At 69.0% G+C, this 16928-nt stretch carries 17 protein-coding genes; 7 read left to right on the top strand and 10 right to left on the bottom strand.

Going from position 1 to position 16928, the window contains the following annotated elements; all coding sequences use genetic code 11:
• Positions 1–82 precede the first annotated feature (82 nt).
• Together QRN67_RS07960 and QRN67_RS07955 are read left to right on the top strand one after the other, a co-directional pair.
• Positions 83–652 (top strand): hypothetical protein, encoded by a 570-nt coding sequence (locus QRN67_RS07960; protein WP_285411364.1) that lies wholly within the window; start codon positions 83–85, stop codon positions 650–652.
• A 43-nt stretch (positions 653–695) separates the two neighbouring features.
• Positions 696–905: a hypothetical protein gene (locus QRN67_RS07955; protein ID WP_081267737.1), complete on the top strand. Its 210-nt coding sequence runs from the start codon at positions 696–698 to the stop codon at positions 903–905.
• Positions 906–936: 31 nt separating this feature from the next.
• Here QRN67_RS07955 and QRN67_RS07950 read toward each other — a convergent pair whose 3' ends face one another.
• Positions 937–1218, bottom strand: a complete 282-nt coding sequence (locus QRN67_RS07950) for a hypothetical protein (RefSeq protein WP_285411363.1) — start codon at positions 1216–1218, stop codon at positions 937–939.
• A 236-nt stretch (positions 1219–1454) separates the two neighbouring features.
• The gene (locus tag QRN67_RS07945) at positions 1455–3035 is read right to left on the bottom strand and encodes an oleate hydratase (protein WP_503010878.1); all 1581 of its coding nucleotides are present in this window, start codon (positions 3033–3035) and stop codon (positions 1455–1457) included.
• 235 nt (positions 3036–3270) lie between these two features.
• Here QRN67_RS07945 and QRN67_RS07940 point away from each other — a divergent pair, with 235 nt between their 5' ends.
• Complete coding sequence (locus QRN67_RS07940) at positions 3271–4095, top strand: universal stress protein (RefSeq protein ID WP_285411361.1); 825 nt, start codon at positions 3271–3273, stop codon at positions 4093–4095.
• A gap of 34 nt (positions 4096–4129) precedes the next feature.
• On the opposite strand, the gene QRN67_RS07935 is transcribed toward QRN67_RS07940, so the two are convergent.
• The 3 genes from QRN67_RS07935 to QRN67_RS07925 form a co-directional block, all read right to left on the bottom strand.
• A complete protein-coding gene (locus QRN67_RS07935; protein ID WP_285411360.1) occupies positions 4130–5125 on the bottom strand; it encodes a zinc-dependent alcohol dehydrogenase family protein in 996 nt (331 codons plus the stop codon).
• Positions 5126–5159: 34 nt separating this feature from the next.
• Positions 5160–5813, bottom strand: coding sequence for a BON domain-containing protein (locus tag QRN67_RS07930; RefSeq protein ID WP_285411359.1), 654 nt, complete (start codon positions 5811–5813; stop codon positions 5160–5162).
• 137 nt (positions 5814–5950) lie between these two features.
• Positions 5951–6454: a Rossmann-fold NAD(P)-binding domain-containing protein gene (locus QRN67_RS07925; RefSeq protein WP_285411358.1), complete on the bottom strand. Its 504-nt coding sequence runs from the start codon at positions 6452–6454 to the stop codon at positions 5951–5953.
• Positions 6455–6661: 207 nt separating this feature from the next.
• Here QRN67_RS07925 and QRN67_RS07920 point away from each other — a divergent pair, with 207 nt between their 5' ends.
• Complete coding sequence (locus tag QRN67_RS07920; protein ID WP_081267730.1) at positions 6662–7393, top strand: Crp/Fnr family transcriptional regulator; 732 nt, start codon at positions 6662–6664, stop codon at positions 7391–7393.
• Between the two features lie 19 nt (positions 7394–7412).
• On the opposite strand, the gene QRN67_RS07915 is transcribed toward QRN67_RS07920, so the two are convergent.
• From QRN67_RS07915 to QRN67_RS07905, 3 genes are all read right to left on the bottom strand, one after another.
• Positions 7413–9533, bottom strand: a complete 2121-nt coding sequence (locus QRN67_RS07915) for a PAS domain S-box protein (protein WP_285411357.1) — start codon at positions 9531–9533, stop codon at positions 7413–7415.
• On the bottom strand, positions 9526–10257 hold the full coding sequence (locus QRN67_RS07910; RefSeq protein WP_081267728.1) for a winged helix-turn-helix domain-containing protein: 732 nt from the start codon (positions 10255–10257) through the stop codon (positions 9526–9528). The genes QRN67_RS07915 and QRN67_RS07910 overlap by 8 nt, the downstream gene beginning before the upstream one ends.
• Positions 10258–10356: 99 nt before the next feature.
• On the bottom strand, positions 10357–11358 hold the full coding sequence (locus QRN67_RS07905) for a helix-turn-helix transcriptional regulator (RefSeq protein WP_285411356.1): 1002 nt from the start codon (positions 11356–11358) through the stop codon (positions 10357–10359).
• A 148-nt stretch (positions 11359–11506) separates the two neighbouring features.
• Here QRN67_RS07905 and QRN67_RS07900 point away from each other — a divergent pair, with 148 nt between their 5' ends.
• Entirely contained in the window at positions 11507–13486 is a 1980-nt protein-coding gene (locus QRN67_RS07900; protein ID WP_285411355.1) for a YadA family autotransporter adhesin, read from the top strand.
• A 21-nt stretch (positions 13487–13507) separates the two neighbouring features.
• Here the strand turns inward: QRN67_RS07900 and QRN67_RS07895 are convergent, their stop codons facing one another.
• The gene (locus QRN67_RS07895) at positions 13508–15877 is read right to left on the bottom strand and encodes a phosphoketolase family protein (protein WP_285411354.1); all 2370 of its coding nucleotides are present in this window, start codon (positions 15875–15877) and stop codon (positions 13508–13510) included.
• A gap of 151 nt (positions 15878–16028) precedes the next feature.
• Here QRN67_RS07895 and QRN67_RS07890 point away from each other — a divergent pair, with 151 nt between their 5' ends.
• Together QRN67_RS07890 and QRN67_RS07885 are read left to right on the top strand one after the other, a co-directional pair.
• Positions 16029–16439 carry a hypothetical protein gene (locus QRN67_RS07890; RefSeq protein WP_285411353.1) on the top strand — a complete coding sequence of 137 codons (411 nt, stop codon included), beginning with the start codon at positions 16029–16031 and terminating at the stop codon, positions 16437–16439.
• Positions 16436–16669 (top strand): hypothetical protein, encoded by a 234-nt coding sequence (locus QRN67_RS07885; RefSeq protein ID WP_285411352.1) that lies wholly within the window; start codon positions 16436–16438, stop codon positions 16667–16669. The genes QRN67_RS07890 and QRN67_RS07885 overlap by 4 nt, the downstream gene beginning before the upstream one ends.
• A gap of 6 nt (positions 16670–16675) precedes the next feature.
• Here QRN67_RS07885 and QRN67_RS07880 read toward each other — a convergent pair whose 3' ends face one another.
• A complete protein-coding gene (locus QRN67_RS07880) occupies positions 16676–16927 on the bottom strand; it encodes a BON domain-containing protein (protein ID WP_081267811.1) in 252 nt (83 codons plus the stop codon).
• Position 16928 lies beyond the last annotated feature (1 nt).

Below are 16928 nucleotides of genomic sequence, written 5' to 3'. Positions count from 1 at the left end.
CCGGCAGTTCTTGAGGGAATCCCATGCCAATGCCGTTGTTGCATCGTCTGGTCAGTGGCGCCGTGCGCGTCCTCTGACGGCCATGTACCGCTATCTGCGCCTGGCAACCGTCAGCGAATTCGCTGCGGGCAGAACGCTCGGCGAGCGTGTGAGGGCCGCCTGCCTGGCCTCGCGTGCGTGGAAGTCCAACGGGTACGGGATCGCCTGGGTTCAGGACCGTGTCGACCGTCAGTTCCGGTATTTCGAGGCACTCGGGGAGTTCCGCATGTTCGCGCCCGGCGCGGTTTTCATCGGAGCCCGCGTGACCTCCGTCGACGACACGAAGGCGCGCATTCGCTGGACGTCCGCTTTCTATCCCGGACCGCGTCATCGGCAAGTCGTCCGCGGGGGGCAGGGTGAATTGCTGCCGCTCGGTTTTCATGGACGCTTCGACCTGTACCTGCGGCGAGCGACCGAGATGCCGGTCGATGCGCATCAAGCCATCGGGGATGTTTCACCGAACGCCGGGAGCGACGTCATCGTCGTGCGATCGGATGAGGGCGAGACAACGACCTTCGACTTTCGACAAGCGGGCGGCATGCCTGCCGATGTTGTCGATGCGTTGCGCGAAGGCATGCTGCGCGCAAGGCTCCTGGCTGCCGGACCTTCGTAAGGGAACGGTTGGATTCATCGGGGATACGCAAGGGAAGTGAACCATGCAAAAGCAGACGATCCACAGTGCGACCATCACACTGAAACTGCCGCTCGACCTGAGCCTGCGCGATGAAATCGCGGCCTTGCGCGCCGCAGGCATTCCAGTCGACTCGCTGGGCAATGCGCAGTTCGGCTTCCTGTTCATCCGGACGGGAGGAAACTCGCAGAACCGGAAGAACACCTTTCGATGGTTCGCCTCCAGCATCCAGTAGTTTCGCGGGGGGCGCGGCGATGAGCCCGGCCTCAGTCTCCTGACCGGGCGGTCAAGGCATGCCGCCTGCGCATGGCGGGCAATGGCGTTTCCTCTTCGATCGTCCCCGTGCTCAGGACCCTGCGCCCCCGAGGCGTGATCTCGAGCACGGTCGCCGGGGGCTGGCGCATGCAGTGATCGCAGTCCACATGCACGGGCGGGATCAGCACCCTGATATGGCCGGCGGCCTCGAGCACACGCAGCCTGTCGATCATCGCGGGATCGGCTTCGGTGCAGGGAAGCCGCACGCTGGCGAGCTTCCTCAGCAAGGCCATGCACATGAGCGTTTCTCCGCGCAGGGCTCAGTCGAGCGTGAGCCGAATGATGAACAGCCGCAATGCCCACCACAGGATGGCCGCGCCCAGTGCAATGCACAGCGCAATGCGTAGCCAGAAGAAGAAGGTCATGGGAGTTTCTCGTCGAGCCAGATGAAGAAACATCTTGCGCGGTCGCACGGCCAAGCGCCTGATATGGATCAATCTTCGCGCGCCGACGCGTGCCGTCCCCGGCGTCAGCCCATCAGCGTGCGCAGGCTGGCCAACGCCACCTTCGGGTCGGCGATCCCGTGGTAGATGGCGGGCACCTCCGTGTCCAGGCCCATGAGTCCGTAGACACCGTGCATCGCGCCGCGCACCGAATACTCGACGGTGAAGACCACGTCCTCGGGAATTTCCACGTACTGGCCCAGCAAGGCGAAGTTGCGTGCGCCGGCGGGTATGACCGGAGGCCGGTCCGACGCGCTCCTGCATTCGAACTCGCTGGTGATGTACGGCATCATCACCGGCACCACGGTCGTGGTGCGCCGGACTTCTTCGAGGATGTCCTCGAAGCCCAGGTGGTGCATGAGCTCCGTCAATATGTCCTGGCCGCCGGCTTGGGACATCGTCTTCTCGATGTAGTTGCCCTGCGTATCCAGCAGCAGGCCGTAGCCCCACAAGGTGAAGACGCTTTCAGGCTGGTCCTCGAAATGCGGGGCGTGCGGCACCACGATCGACATCAGCCAGCTCGAGTCCTTGAAGGTCATGAGCCCGCCGGTGCCGGGGGCGTTGCCTGAGAAGGCCTGGATGCGCCGGATCAGCAGAGGGCTGCGCATCGTGAGGGTGAACGACTCCCACTTGCTCTCGTCGACGTTGCCGCAGAAAACCTCGGGCCGGCCGAAGCACGGTGCCTTGCGCGCCATGTTCCGCCACAGCGTCCAGGCGCCGTCGCGCTGGTCGCGTACCAGCTCCGGTGCCTGGTGATCGTTGCCGTTGCGCGAGTCGGCCACCATCGACCCGATGGTGATCAAGGCGCACTCGTGCGCGCCCAGGCTGTAGGTGAACGGGCGCCCCTCCCGCAGGCAATGCAGCGTGTCGAGCCGCAGGCCCTGCGCGCCGGCGGTGAAGTCCGCATCGGACACGCGCGTTCCGTAGTCGAAGCGCACGCCGTGTTCCAGCAGCCACTTCACCATCGGGCGCACGATGGCGTCGTACTGGTTGAACTCGGTGCGCCGCACGCCGCCCAGGGTGTGGATGCGCGGCAGCTCCTGCAGGAAGCGCAGCATGTAGCGCTTGAGCTCGACCGCGCTGTGCCAGTTCTGGAACGCGAAGGTGGTGCGCCACATCGCCCAGAAATGGGTGTCCAGGAAGTGCGTGGAAAAGCACTCCTCGATGCGCTTCGTTCCCAGGGCGCGCTCGGGTGTGGCGAGCAGGCGCATGAGCTCCAGCCGGTCCTGGAAGTTGAAACCCAGGTCGCTGGCATCGAGTATGCGGCGGTTGCGGTCGATCAGCCGGGCATGCGCATCGGAGCGCCACAGTGCGTTGAAGGCCATGATCTCGTCGCGCACCGTGCGGTTCGGCGTGCCGGGCGAGGGAATGCTCTCCAGCACATTCCACAGGCAGGTGTAGGTCTCGTCGGTGAACATGCGCCCGCCGCGCGTCACGTAACCCTGGCGCGCATCTCCGCCGCCGTCGAGCGCGCCGCCGGGCAGCGTGGACTCCTCGAGGATGCGGATGTGCGAGCCCGGCATGCCGGCATCGCGGATCAGCAGAACCGCAGCGGACAGCGCGCCGATGCCGCTACCCACGATGCAGGCTTGTTGGAAGGAGGTCATTTCGTCGTTCCTTTGGTGATACCGGCGGTGCCACGGCAAGCGCGATGTCCGGATGCGGCTTCGAGGCCAAGCCGGGCACTCGCCCGAGGCTAGGCTGGAGCCCACCGTGCGGGTTTGCGCCCGATCAAGCAACACCGCGGTCACGCCGGAGCGCGCGGTTGATGCAGCGCAATGCCGCACCGCGAGCCACGGCCTAAGGTCTGCGCATCACAGGCCGCCGACCAAAGGAGCTTTCATGCAAACGCCCGGATCCATCCTGCTTCACCTCGACGGCTCCGCCCGCACGGTGGAGCGAATCAAGCTGGCGCGCCAGCTGGCCGAGACCTTCGATGCCGAGGTCACGGCCCGCCCGTGCACCCTGTCCGCGCTCATGCGCTATCCGTACGCCATCGAGGGTGCGGCCGAAGCCGTCGCGATCATGCAGGAGATCGACAAGGCGGCGCGCGACAAGATGCACGCCACGTTCATGGCCAACACCGCGGGCTCGCAGCGCCTTCATTGGGCGGAGCCCGAAAGCGACGGGCCCTGGGGGTTCGCGCGGCGCGCGCTCTATGCGGACCTGATGATCCTGGGCCAGCGCGACCGCGACGACCCGATGGACGGCGAGCTGCCCGGCGACTTCCTGCCCAGCGTGCTGGTGCAAAGCGGCCGGCCGGCGCTGGTGCTGCCCTATGCGGGGCCCATCGGCCCCATCGGCCGCAACGTGCTGGTGGCATGGAAGGAGACCCGCGAAGCCGCGCGCGCGGTGACCGCGGCGCTGCCATGGCTGCGCACCGCAGCTCGCGTGCACGTGGTCTCCTATGGCGAGGACGCCGAGGGCGCACTGCAGCGCCTGCAGGAGTACCTGCGGGCCCAGGGTGTCGCCAATGCCACCCTGCACCCGGGCGGCAACAAGGAGGACGACGCCGGCAACAAGCTGCTGTCCTTCGCGGCCGACCTGAGCGCGGACCTGCTGGTCATGGGCTGCTACGGCCACAGCCGGGCACGCGAATGGGTGATGAGCGGGGCGACGCTGTCGATCCTTCAGTGGATGACGCTGCCGGTGCTGATGTCGCATTGAGCGCGAAGGCAGGCACGGCAGGTGCCGTGCCGGCTCACGGCACCAGCACCGCCGCGCCCTCGATCCGCCCCGCGCGCAGATCGGCCAGGGCCTCGTTGGCCTGGGTGAGCGCATAGGTCTTCACGTGCACGCGCAGCGGGTGGGACTGGGCGAAATCCAGGAACTCGCGCGCATCGGCGCGCGTCAGGTTCGCCACGGAGACCACGCTGCGCTCTTCCCAGAGCAAGCGGTAGGCGAAGGACGGGATGTCGCTCATGTGGATGCCGCCGCGGACGACCCGGCCGCCCTTGCGCACGGCGCGCAAAGCGGCCGGCACGAGCTCGCCGGCAGGCGCGAACAGGATGGCCGCATCCAGCGGTTCGGGCGGGCGCTGGTCCGAGCCGCCAGCCCATGCCGCACCCAGGCTGCGCGCAAGGGCCTGGGTGGCATGGTCGCCGGGCCGCGAGAAGGCGTACACCTCGCGCCCCTGGGCGACGGCCACCTGCGTCATGAGATGCGCGGCGGCGCCGAAACCGTAGAGGCCCAGCCGGCGCGCATGCGCGACCTCGCCCGCGGCCTTGAGGCTGCGCCAGCCGATCAGGCCCGCACAAAGCAGGGGAGCGATGCGCGCTGCGTCGGTTTCAGGCAGCTTCAGCGTCAGGCAGAACGCCGCCTCCGCGATCACGTGGCTCGCGAAGCCGCCGTCGCGGTGGTAGCCGGTGAAGCGCGGCGCATCGCACAGGTTCTCGTGCGCGTCCAGGCAGAAGGCGCAGCAGCCGCAGCTGTGGCCCAGCCAGGGCACGCCCACCCGCTCGCCGATGGCAAAGCCCTCGACGCCCGCTCCGAGCGCATCCACCACCCCGACGATTTCATGCCCCGGCACGATCGGCAGCACGGGCAGCGGCAATTCGCCGTCGACGATGTGCAGGTCGGTACGGCAGACCGCGCAGGCCAGCACGCGCAGGCGCAGTTCGCCGGGACCGGGCTGCGGAGTCGCGCGGCACTCCAGTTCGAGGGGAAGCCACGCCGCGCCGAGCACCATTGCACGCATGATGTTCAGGCGCTCACGAGCGCGACGCGCATGCTCAGGCGTCCACGAGCAGGTCGTTCACAACGACCGAGACGCCGGGCGTGGCCCACGCGGCGCCTTGCACCGCGTCGCGCTCGGCCCAGGAATGCACGACGCCGCGCAGCGTGACCTGCGAACCGTCGACGCTGATGGAGAGCCGGCGGGCCTCGCGGTCGGCCTGGCGGGAAAGCGCGTCGTGGATCTTCTTTTCCACGTCGGCGGGGCTCAGCTTTGGCTTGACCTTCACGAGATTGGACACGCCGGTCACGCCCATGAGGTCGCGCACCGCGCCTTCGGCGGCGCTGCGCTGGTAGCCCCACTCGACTTCGCCCTGGAGCGTGAGCCAGCCCTTTTCGACCATGGGGCGGATCCTGCCGTCCGGCACCAGCACGTTCCATTCGAGCGCGCGCTCGGCCGCCATGGCGATGTCGGCGTCGGTGCGCTCATTGCCGAACGGCAGCTTCACCGTCATTTCGACGGCCACCGCCTTCACGCCGTGCACGCGCTGCACGGCGCGCTCCGCGGCGTACTTCTCCGCATGGCTGGAGAGGTGGCCGGTGAGGGTCACCACGCCGTCCTTGACGATCACGCCGATGTCGGACGCCTTGAAAGCCGGGTCCCAGCTCAGTTCGGCCTGGACATCGTCGCGCAATTGGGTATCGGTCTTCATGGGAATTCCTTGCGGTCAGTGGTTGGAAAGTCGGCGCGTCGCGCTGTCATCGAAACGGCCGTGCAATCCACTGTAGGAAGCAGCCCGCCCGGGCGCATTGCGCTGGATCAAGGCCGGCGCGGAATGCGCCAGGCGGCTCAGCCGATGTGCTCCAGCAGCAGGGCCTGCACCATGAAACGCCGGTTGTCGGCCAGGGAAGTCCCGTCGCCGAGCAGTTCGGCAAGCCGGACGGCCGGATGGTCTTCCATGGCGGCGCCGTAGAACACCGGAATGCCCGCGTGCTCGCCGATCTGCCGCACCAGGGCCGGGTCCATGTCCTGGCACTCCACGGCCTCGTAGAGGCGCCCGAGCATGCGGGCGGTGTGCCGTAGCTCCTGCGGCGGTGTGTCGAGCGACAGGCTCGAGCGCATCGTGGCAACGCGCGCTCCCAACCGCTCCGCGGCATCGCAGAACAGCGCATGCGCCGCATCGCAGGGGGTTTCGTACAGCAGCCCCAGATTCTTGCCGCGCAGCGGTTTGGGCGTGGTTCCCTCCAACGCGGCGCGCTGCAGCATGCGCGCCCGGCACAGCAGGCTCGCCACGTCCAGCGGGGAAAGCTGGGGCCCGGCCTCGGGCTCGCGGAGTCGGTTCGGAAGGCGCATGGGAATGATCGGTATGTGACCCGTCGAGGCTAGTCAGACTGCTCGCACCGAACTTGATTCAGGTCAAGGCCGCGGCGCTGATACACGCCGGACACATTCGGTTCACCGAGCGTTACGCACCGATTCCGAACGTTGTCTCTGCATTGCCGTCGGCTTCCTAGCATCCATCCATCGAAAGACACGCGACAGACAACCCAGGAGTTCCAGATGCTCACGATTGCCACCAACGAGAAGACAGCAACGGCCATGACGGGCCAGCAGACGTCCGACAACCTCAGGCTGTTGGCCGAGCAGCTGAAGCCGCAGCGCCGTGTCGTGCATACGGGCGATGTGATCTACCAGGCCGGCGAACGCTTCGGCAATCTCTACATCCTGAACTCGGGTTTCTTCAAGATCGTGAACCTCACGGCGGACGGCCGCGAACAGGTGGTCGGCCTGAAGTTCCGCGGCGACTGGCTCGGCTTCGACGGCATCGCCGATGGCAGCTATTCCTGCGACGCGGTGGCGATGGACACGGGTGAGATCTGGATGGTTTCCTACGAAGCACTGATGCGCGCCTGCGTCTCGCATCCTGCCCTGCTGCAGGTGTTGCACACCGCGATGAGCCGCGAGATCGCCCACGACCGCGATTCGCTGATGTCGGTCTGCACACTGCCGGCCGATGCGCGCGTGGCCGACTTCCTGCGTTATTGGGCCGAATCGCTGGCCGAGCGCGGCATGCGCACCGACCAGATCACCTTGCGCATGACCCGCGCGGAGATCGGCAACTACCTGGGCATGACGCTGGAAACCGTGAGCCGGGCACTGTCGCGGCTGGCGCGCGACAACGTCATCGGCTTTGCCGAGAAGGGCCGCCGCGACGTGCAGATTCCCGACGTGGGGGCGCTGTCGGCCTTCGTGCAGCGCTGCCTGGCGCCGGCACCCGCGATGCTGCAATGAACGGGCGCAGCCGCCGCGCTCAGGCGCGGCCGGCCATCACCCTGCAAATCGCCCGCGCGAGTTCGGAGCGCGTGTAGGGCTTGCGCAGCAACTCCCAATCCTGCGGGACCTCGCGGTCCGCATCCAGCAACTCGGACGAAAAGCCCGACATCAGCAGCACCGCCATCTGTGGAAAGCGCTGTCGTGCCTCGGCGCCCAGCCGCGTGCCGCGCATGCCCGGGCCGAGCGCGATGTCGCTCAGGAGCAGGTCGAAGGCGACACCGCCGGCGTCCATCGCCATGAGTGCCTGCTCGCCCGTGGCGGCCGTGGTGATTTCGCAGCCCAGCGTTGTCAGGAAGGTGTGCACCACGTTGCGGACCTCGGCGTCGTCCTCCACCAGCATCACGCGCAGGCCTGGCGCGATGGTCTCGTCGGGGCGCTCCTCATCCTCGACGCCGGGCGGGTCGGCCGCTTCGAGCAGCGGCAGATACAGCCTCACCGTCGTGCCCTGGCCCGGCTTGCTGTCGATGACGATTCCTCCCCTGGACTGCTTGACGAAGCCATAGACCGTGCTCAGGCCCAGGCCCGTGCCGCGTCCGGCCTCCTTGGTGGTGAAGAAGGGCTCGAAGGCGCGCTCCTTCACTTCTTCGTCCATGCCGGTGCCGTTGTCGGCGACGGATATCGCCACGAAGCGGCCGTGGGCAGGGTTTTGCAAGTCGCTGTGAGGGCTGTGCAGGACGGCCGGCAGCGCATCGCACATCTCGGTACGGAACCGGAGGATGCCCCCTTCAGGCATGGCGTCGCGCGCATTGATCGCGATGTTCAGCAGCGCCGACTCCAGTTGTCCGGGGTCCGCCAGCACCGGCGGGCAGCCGGGGGCGGTATCGATCTCGATCCCGATGCGCTGATCGAGCGTGCGGCGCAGCATGTCGGCCAGCGAATGCAGCAACGCATGGGTGTCCACCGCCATCGGCTGCAGCACCTGGCGCCTGGAAAACGCCAGCAGCTTGCCCGTCAGTTCGGCGCCGCGCCGCGAGGCGCGCGTGGCGGCGTTCACCAATTGCTGCGCGTAGGCGTCCTGCGCCAGCGCGGGCAGTTCTCCCAGCACCTGCAGGTTGCCCTGGATCACCGTCAGCAGATTGTTGAAGTCGTGCGCGATGCCGCCGGTGAGCTGGCCGACGCTTTCGAGCCGCTGCGCATGGTTGAGCGCCTCCTCGGTCTGCACGCGCTGCAGGCTGGTGGCGAGCAGGCTGGACAGCGACTCCAGGAAGCGCAGCTCCTCGTCGCCGAAGCGCTTGGCCTCCTTCGAGCGCACCGACAGCATGCCGATCACTCGTCCCCGATCGGACAACGGCACCGCCAGCGCGCTGGTCAGGCCGGCGTCGAGGTAGGCCTGGGGCACCGCGAAGCGTTGCTCGGTGCGGTAGTCGGGCACCACGACAGGCCGGCCCTGTGAGAGCACGAAGCCAGGGGGCGTGTCGGGCCGGTTGGCCAGCCGCATCCCGACCTCCTCGCCCGCGATCAGGCCGACGCCGCTGGCCACGCGGAATTCAAGGCGGTTGTTGTCGAGCAGCCAGACCACCGCCACTTCGACCTGCAGCGCCGTGGTGATGATCTCCGGCACATGCTTGAGCACCACCTGCAAGTCGCGCGTGTCGACGGCGAGGCGCCCCAACTGGGCGAGATGCTCGCTGTACCGGGCGCGCTGCAGTGCCTGCTTCACGCGGGGATAGGCGCCGATGTCGCGGATGGCCGCCACCACGAACGGCAGCCCGTGGTCCTGCAGCGGACTCAGCGCGATCTCGACCATGACCTCGCTGCCGTCCTTGCGCTTGGCCACCAGCTCCATGTGCGTGCCCATGGGACGCGGACGCGGGGCGCGGCCATACGCCTCCCGGTAGGACGCATGTCGCGGACGGATGCTGTCGGGCACCAGCACGTCCACGTTCAGCCCGACCAGTTCGTCGACGGTGTAGCCCATCAGCGCGGCGGCCGAGGGGTTGGCCAGCATGATGTGGCCCGACTGGTCCACCAGCAGCAGCGAATCCGGATAGGCGATGAAAAGCGAGCGGAACACGCTGCCTTCCTCGATGCCCGACGGCAGACCCGGGATGGGCAGCCGGCCGGGCCGCAAAGGCGGGGTGTTTCCGGAATCAGTCATTGGAAACGGGCGGTACCAGGATGTAGCCCGCGCCGCGCACCGACTTGATGAGCTGCGGGTCGTCCACATCGGCCTCGATCTTCTTGCGCAGCCGGCCGACCTGCACGTCGATCGTGCGGTCGAAGGGAGCCGCCTCGCGGCCGCGAGTCTGCTCGAGCAGGAAATCGCGCGACAGCACGCGGCCGGGGTGCCGGGCGAAGGCGCACAGGAGATCGAACTCGCCGCCCGTGAGCGGCACCTCTTCGCCCTGCGGGCTGTGCAGGCTGCGCGCGGCGGTGTCCAGCCGCCAGCCGGCGAAGCGCAACCGGTCGGGGGAGGCGGTGGCGGCCGCGGCCGGCGCGGCGGGCGCATCCGGCGTCAGGCGCCGCAGCACCGCCTTGACCCGCGCGACCAGTTCGCGCAGGTCGAAGGGCTTGGTGACGTAGTCGTCCGCCCCGACTTCCAGGCCCACGATCTTGTCCACGGCGTCGCCGCGGCCTGTGACGATGACGAGGCCGCAGCGCCAGTTTTCGCGGATGCGGCGGGCAATGGAAAAGCCGTCTTCGCCGGGCAGGCCCAGGTCGAGCAGCACGAGGTCCGCCGGGTCCGTGCCCATGAGCGTCGTCAGCGAGCGGCCGTCGTGGACCTGGGTGACCCGGAAGCCGTGGCCTTGAAGGTAGTTGGCCAGCAGCAGCGTGATGTCGACTTCATCGTCGAGCACCGCGATGTGGGAGGCTTGTTTCATGCGATGGCAGGAGGGAAATGGAATGCGGATGCCGTGGGCATCCTGTATCGCCGGGAGCGTAGCACGCATGCCGCGCCGCGGCACCCCGGGATGGGTACCTCAGATGGCCAGCCAGGCCCGCAGCGCCGCGCGGCTGCCCACGCCCGCGCGGTCGTAGGCGTTGCGCAGATGCACTCGCACCGTGGCCGGCGACAGGCCGAGCCGCAGGGCCACATCCTTGCTGGAATGCCCCGCGCAATACAGCCGCGCGATCTCGGCCTGCCGGGGCGTGAGGGTGGCGACGCCGTCGCGCGAGGGGCGACGGCGCAAGGCGACGCGCAGGCCGCTGTCGTCGCGGCCGACCTCGATCGACCAGCCGGCGGCCTCCAGCCGCCGCAGCGCCCCGCGCCTGCCCGACAGCCAGGCATCGGGCAGGCGCGGCGAGGTCGCGCCCGCCAGTTCCGCGAGCGCAGGCCAGGCTGCGCAGAAGGCGCGGTTGGCGAACAACACCCAGCCCTGCGAGTCGGTGAGGGCCAGCGGCTGCGCCTCCTCGTCCAGGCCCTGGCGGGCATGCGCGTACAGCCGGTTGACCAGCATGGCCTCGCGGATCTGCGGCGTGAGTGCGGTCAGCGCGCGCGCATCGCGCTCGGTGTGCGCCGGTGAACCCGGGCCACGGTTGAGGTAGAGGTGCACGAAGGTGTCGCTGCCCTCGAAGGGAATCGCCACGCCCATCTGGTGGACGATGCCGTGGCGCGACAGGAATTCGCGCCATGCCGGCGGCGTCTGCTTCCAGCGCGGGTCGTCGTCGTTGGCGAATGCGGCCTGCTCGGGCTGCGCGCGCATGGCGAAGGTAATGAAGTCCAGCTCCGCACCGTTGATGCGGTTCCATTGCTCGCTCATCGCGGCCAGGTCGTAGCCGATGCCCACCGACGAGACAAAGCTGCGCGGATGCCAGGTGTTGATGGCGCCATGGTCGGCACGGAATTCATCCAGCAGGCGGCGCAGCAGCTCATGCTGGAAGCGTTCGCTGCCGGTGGTGCGTGCCATCCGCAGCAGCGGCAGCGGCTCGGCGCCGGAAGAGGTCAGGGCGGCTGGATCGGAGGGTGACGTCCGTGGAGGCATGGCGCGCGGGCTGTGCACAAGGGCCGGGCAGGGGCCGGGCAGGCGGGGGCGCCGCAGGCTACCACAAAGCGTGGTAGGGGCAAGGCGCTTCGCGCACGCAGCATCGCCGTGTTGGCCCACGGAGCCGCTTCAGCGAGGAGAAACCATCATGCAACGTCATCCATCACCGCGCCTGCTGACTGCGGCATCGGCGCTGTGCGCGCTGCACCTTTGCACGCCGCACGCGCAGGCGCAGGTGCTCAATCCCAACGTGTGCCCGGGCGGCACGCTCTACAGCAGCCGCGACGAAGGCGCCTACTCCGGCTTCAGCACGGCCCGCGACGTGGTGCAGGCCGACTGCCAGAGCAACATCGCCGGCGGCGCCGAGTCGCAGGCCGGCATCGACCTGACGTCGGGCAACACGGCGATCGGGCGATCGGCCACGGCCAGCGGCGGCTCGGCTTCGGCCTACGGGCTCCGTGCCCAGGCGGCGGCCAACGGCGCGACCGCAATAGGCCTCTCCAGCAAAGCCAGCGCGAATTCGGCCACCGCGATCGGCTCCTTCACCGAGGCCAGTGCCGGCTCGGCCCTGGCGGTGGGCAACGTCGCCAAGGCCAGCGGGGAGTCATCGGTAGCCCTGGGCTACCGCAGCGCGGCGTCGGCCGTGGAGGCGGTGTCGATCGGCGCGGACAGCGCGGCCAGCGCGGAGCGGTCGGTCGCGGTGGGCAACGACAGCCAGGCGAGCGGCGTGCGCGCCAGCGCCTTGGGCGTCAACAGCAAGGCCCGCGAAGAACGCAGCGTGGCCGTCGGCGCCGACAGCGATGCCAGCGGCTATGGCAGCGCGGTGCTGGGCTCGGCGGCGCGCGCGTCCGGCTACGGCGCCCTGGCGCTGGGCTATGCCAGCTTCGCCAATGCCGACGGCGCGCTGGCGATGGGCCGCAGTGCATTGGCCAGCGGCCTGGGTTCCATGGCCCTTGGGGCGCTCAGCGAGGCGCGGGGGCAGAACTCGGTGGCCATCGGCGCCCAGAGCAGCGACGGCGGCCGCAGCGACGTGGTGTCGTTCGGCAGCCCGGGCAGCGGGCGCACGCTGACCAACGTCGCGGGCGTCGAGGCCAGCGGCCAGGTCAGCGCCGGCTCCCTGTCCGTCGGCGGGGGCGCGGTGGTGAGCGGTCGGCTGGTCACCCAGGGCGGCATCGACAACCGCGGCGCCGGCATCGCCAATGCAGGGCGCATCGGCGGCGTCACCGCGGGCGATGTCAGCGCCACATCCACCGATGCCGTCAACGGCGCTCAGCTCCATGGCGTGCGCACCACTGCCGAACAGGCCCTGACCCTCGCGACCACGCAGGGCTCGCAGGTGATCGACATGACGCAGCAGCTGCAGTCGCACACCACGCAGATCCAGGCGCAGTCGGTGCAGCTGCAGGCAGTGGTGAACGGCCAGCTGGGCGTGTGCACCGTGGACGGTGGCGCGCTGCGCTGTTCGGTGGCCGGGCAGGCCGCTGCCACCGCTACCGGGATGGGCGCCGTCGCGGTGGGCATCGGTGCCTCGGCGCAGGGGGACGGGGCGCAGGCGATCGGGCGCAATGCGCAGGCGCTCCATGCGGGTTCGCTGGCCATCGGCGACGGCGCGCGGGCGCTGGCCGACCCGACCGTCGCCATCGGCGCGGGTTCGCTGGCCAACGGGGCCAACGCGGTGGCGCTGGGCGCGAACGCGCAGGCACTGGCGCCCGAGTCGGTAGCGCTCGGCCAGGGCTCGGTGGCCGACCGGCCCTCCACGGTAAGCGTGGGCAGCGCGGGCGCGCCGCGCCAGGTCGCCAACGTGGCCCCGGGCACCCTGCCCACGGACGCCGTCAACCTCTCGCAGCTGGAACGCTCGAGCGCACAGCTCGGCGCCCAGGTGCAGTCCGTGCGCGAGTTCGCGGCGCGCGGCATCGCGCAGGCCATGGCCATGCCCTCGGTGCCGATGCTGCAGGCCGGCCGCCGGTGGGTGGGTGCGGCGGCCGCGAACTACGCGGGCCAGAGCGCGGTCGGTGTGGGCTTCGCGTACCAGTTCGACGAGCACTGGCAGATCGGCGGTGGCCTGTCCATCGCCACCGGCTCCGGCGCGCAGGTCGGAGGACGGGTGCAAGCCGGCTACCAGTGGTAGCAGTGGCGGGCCGGGCGCCGGCTAGCCCTTCCAGCGCCACGTCTCGATCTCGGGCATGTCGCGGCCATGGCGGGTGATGTAGGCCCGGTGCTCCAGAAGCCTGTCGCGCAGGTGCTGCTGCACATGGCCCGTGCTGTCGCAAAGCCTGGGCGTGCGCGAGATGGCATCGGCCGCCAGGTGGAACCGGTCCAGCCGGTTGAGCACCGTCATGTCGAAGGGCGTGGTGGTGGTACCTTCCTCGCAGTAGCCGTGAACGTGGAAGCCGGGGTGGTTGCGCCGCTTGTAGATCAGCCGGTGGACCAGCGCAGGGTAGCCGTGGAACGCGAAGATCACGGGCCTGTCGGTGGTGAAGATGGCGTCGAACTCCTCGTCCGCGATGCCGTGGGGATGCGCCGAGGGCGACTGCAGCGCCATCAGGTCGACCACGTTCACCACCCGCACCTTCAACTGCGGCACTTCGTCGCGCAGCAGGTCGACGGCCGCCATCGTCTCCAGCGTGGGCACGTCGCCGGCGCAGGCCATCACCACGTCGGGCGCGCCACCTTCGTCGTTGCTCGCCCAGTCCCAGATGCCGAGGCCCGCGGCGCAGTGGCGCGTCGCGGCGTCGATGTCCAGCCACTGCGGCGAAGGCTGCTTGCCGGCCACGATCACATTCACGTAGTCGCGGCTGCGCAGGCAGTGGTCGGTCACCGAGAGCAGGGTGTTGGCGTCCGGCGGCAGGTACACGCGCACGACCTCGGCCTTCTTGCTGACCACGTGGTCCAGGAAGCCCGGGTCCTGGTGGCTGAAGCCGTTGTGGTCCTGCCGCCAGACGTGGCTGGTCAGCAGGTAGTTCAGCGAGGCGATGGGCCGGCGCCAGCCGATGCCGCGCGACACCTTCAGCCACTTGGCATGCTGGTTGAACATCGAGTCGATGATGTGGATGAACGCCTCGTAGCAGGAGAAGAAGCCGTGCCGGCCGGTCAGCAGGTAGCCTTCGAGCCAGCCTTGGCAGAGATGTTCGCTCAGCACCTCCATCACGCGGCCGTCGGGCGAGAGATGGTCGTCTCCCGGAAGAATCTGCGCGCTGGTGGTGCGCTGTGTCACCTCGAACAGCGCGCCGAGCCGGTTCGATGCGGTTTCGTCCGGCCCCATGACCCGGAAGTTGCCCGCATCCGCGTTCAGCCGCATCACCTCGCGCAGGAACTCGCCGGCCACGCGCGTGGCCTCGGCGTCGGTGGCGCCGGGTGCATCGAGCGCCACCGCATGCGCGCGATAAGGCGGCATCGCCAGATCCTTCAGCAGCAGGCCGCCGTTGGCGTGCGGGTTGGCGCTCATGCGGCGGGCGCCCCGCGGCGCGAGTGCGGCGATCTCCGCACGCAGGGTGCCGGCCGCGTCGAACAGTTCCTCGGGGCGGTAGCTGCGCAGCCAGTCCTCCAGCAGGCCGATGTGCTCGGGCTTGGCGCGGAAGTCGGCCAGCGGCACCTGGTGCGCACGGAAAGTGCCTTCGATCTGCACGCCGTCGACCCGGCGCGGTCCGCTCCACCCCTTGGGCGAGCGCAGCACGATCATCGGCCAGCGCGGCCGCTCGCGGAAGCCGCTCTCGCGCGCCTGCGCCTGGATCGACCGGATCCGGTCAAGCGCGCTGTCGAGCACCTGCGCCATCAGCGGATGCATCAGCGCCGGATCGTCGCCCACCACGAAGTACGGCTCGTGTCCGTAGCCGCGCAGCAGCTGGACCAGCTCCTCGTCGCCGATGCGCGCAAGCACCGTGGGGCCGGCGATCTTGTAGCCGTTGAGGTGCAGGATCGGCAGCACCGCGCCGTCGCGCGCGGGGTTCAGGAACTTGTTGGAGTGCCAGCTCGCCGCGAGCGCGCCGGTCTCGGCCTCGCCGTCGCCGATCACGCAGCAGGCCAGCAGCGAGGGGTTGTCGAAGACCGCGCCATAGGCGTGGAGCAGCGAATAGCCCAGCTCCCCGCCTTCGTGGATCGAACCGGGTGTTTCCGGCGATACATGGCTCGGAATGCCGCCCGGAAAGGAGAACTGGGTGAACAGCCGGCGCAGGCCGATGGCGTCCTGCCCGATGGCCGGATACACCTCGCTGTAGGTGCCCTCGAGGTAGGTGTTGGCGACCACGCCCGGTCCGCCATGGCCCGGGCCCGCGATGAAGATCGCGTCGAGATCCCTGGCATTGATGGCGCGGTTCATGTGCGCGTAGATGAAGTTCAGGCCAGGGGTGGTGCCCCAGTGCCCCAGCAGGCGCGGCTTGATGTGCGAGAGCGTGAGCTTCTCGCGCAGCAGCGGGTTGTCCATGAGGTAGATCTGGCCGGCCGAGAGGTAGTTGGCGGCGCGCCACCAGGCATCGAGCAGCCGGAATTCGCTCGGGACCGCCGGTGTGGATGAGGAGACCATGTCGGGCCGCTTTCTTGATGGAAGAGCGCCACAGTATGCGGAGCCGGCCGTGCATCGGCTTGCGCTCGGTCAATGTTGATCCCGCGCAAGCCCGGCGCGCCGCCGCGGCTTCAGCATTCGTTCCTGCAGGCCTTGGCCGAGAGGACACACCATGAGCACCGAGATCACATTTCCGCTGGCACTGTGCAAGGCGCAGTGGAGCATCTGGCTGCATGCGCTCGAAATGCTGGAGACCATCGGGTCCAGCGCGCTGCAGCGTGGCATCGAGGAGACCCGCGCCGGGACGGATGCGGTCATGCGCGCCGAGGACTGGCAAGCGCTGGCCCTGGCGCCGCTGCACGCGTTCTGGCCCGATGCCGCCGTCGGAACACGTCAGGAACCGGCCTTGAGCGCAGCGCCGGAAAACAAGGGCGCTCAGGCGCATGCGGCAGATGCGCCGGCCTCCCGTAACGACGTGGTGCACGACGCGCTGTGCACCCTTCACACGGCGCTGGCTGCTGGATCGGCGCCGCGCCGATCCAGGCCCAAGGCCCCGGTGGCCGCGGCGCGAGGAAAGGCATGACGCTCCCGACCATCGCCGTCCACCTGGACCACACCGAGCGTTGCGAGGTCCGCACCCTTCTGGCGGCACGGCTCGCCAGGCGGCATTCCAGCCATCTCGTGGGCATCGTCACACATGGCGGGGATCCGCGCGTCAGCGGTGATGTGCCGGACTGGAACGCATCCAAGATCAACCTCCCTCTGTCTTGCTGCGGATTTCATTCTTCGGGCGTGCCTTCGGACGCGCCTTGATCCGCGTCAAGCGGTGCGTTGAGTCAGCGTGTGCAGGCCAGCGGAGTCACGCACGATGAGCCTGTTCTGCAGCGTGGTCAGGCCCTCGGTGCGGCGCGCGGCACGTTCGGCGGCCTGCCGCTGGGCTTCGTCTGCGACCTCGCCGCGCAATGTCACGACGCCGTTCTCCACGCACACGTCGACGTCGCATGCGTTGACGGCAGGGTCCCAATTGAGCTGGGCGAAGACGTCGTGCCTGAGTTGAATGTCCGGGTTCATG

Origin of the sequence: Variovorax sp. efr-133-TYG-130 (assembly GCF_030208835.1) — a bacterium.
Taxonomy (GTDB): Bacteria; Pseudomonadota; Gammaproteobacteria; order Burkholderiales; family Burkholderiaceae_C; genus Variovorax.
This window is presented reverse-complemented; position numbering and strand designations above follow the sequence as displayed.

Coding starts and splice junctions, on each gene's coding strand:
- QRN67_RS07945 (WP_503010878.1), bottom strand. CDS start 3,035: ATGACCTCCTTCCAACAAGCCTGCATCGTGGGTAGCGGCATCGGCGCG.
- QRN67_RS07915 (WP_285411357.1), bottom strand. CDS start 9,533: ATGACTGATTCCGGAAACACCCCGCCTTTGCGGCCCGGCCGGCTGCCC.
- QRN67_RS07910 (WP_081267728.1), bottom strand. CDS start 10,257: ATGAAACAAGCCTCCCACATCGCGGTGCTCGACGATGAAGTCGACATC.
- QRN67_RS07955 (WP_081267737.1), top strand. CDS start 696: ATGCAAAAGCAGACGATCCACAGTGCGACCATCACACTGAAACTGCCG.
- QRN67_RS07925 (WP_285411358.1), bottom strand. CDS start 6,454: ATGCGCCTTCCGAACCGACTCCGCGAGCCCGAGGCCGGGCCCCAGCTT.
- QRN67_RS07935 (WP_285411360.1), bottom strand. CDS start 5,125: ATGCGTGCAATGGTGCTCGGCGCGGCGTGGCTTCCCCTCGAACTGGAG.
- QRN67_RS07890 (WP_285411353.1), top strand. CDS start 16,029: ATGAGCACCGAGATCACATTTCCGCTGGCACTGTGCAAGGCGCAGTGG.
- QRN67_RS07960 (WP_285411364.1), top strand. CDS start 83: ATGTACCGCTATCTGCGCCTGGCAACCGTCAGCGAATTCGCTGCGGGC.
- QRN67_RS07880 (WP_081267811.1), bottom strand. CDS start 16,927: ATGAACCCGGACATTCAACTCAGGCACGACGTCTTCGCCCAGCTCAAT.
- QRN67_RS07885 (WP_285411352.1), top strand. CDS start 16,436: ATGACGCTCCCGACCATCGCCGTCCACCTGGACCACACCGAGCGTTGC.
- QRN67_RS07900 (WP_285411355.1), top strand. CDS start 11,507: ATGCAACGTCATCCATCACCGCGCCTGCTGACTGCGGCATCGGCGCTG.
- QRN67_RS07940 (WP_285411361.1), top strand. CDS start 3,271: ATGCAAACGCCCGGATCCATCCTGCTTCACCTCGACGGCTCCGCCCGC.
- QRN67_RS07950 (WP_285411363.1), bottom strand. CDS start 1,218: ATGGCCTTGCTGAGGAAGCTCGCCAGCGTGCGGCTTCCCTGCACCGAA.
- QRN67_RS07895 (WP_285411354.1), bottom strand. CDS start 15,877: ATGGTCTCCTCATCCACACCGGCGGTCCCGAGCGAATTCCGGCTGCTC.
- QRN67_RS07920 (WP_081267730.1), top strand. CDS start 6,662: ATGCTCACGATTGCCACCAACGAGAAGACAGCAACGGCCATGACGGGC.
- QRN67_RS07905 (WP_285411356.1), bottom strand. CDS start 11,358: ATGCCTCCACGGACGTCACCCTCCGATCCAGCCGCCCTGACCTCTTCC.
- QRN67_RS07930 (WP_285411359.1), bottom strand. CDS start 5,813: ATGAAGACCGATACCCAATTGCGCGACGATGTCCAGGCCGAACTGAGC.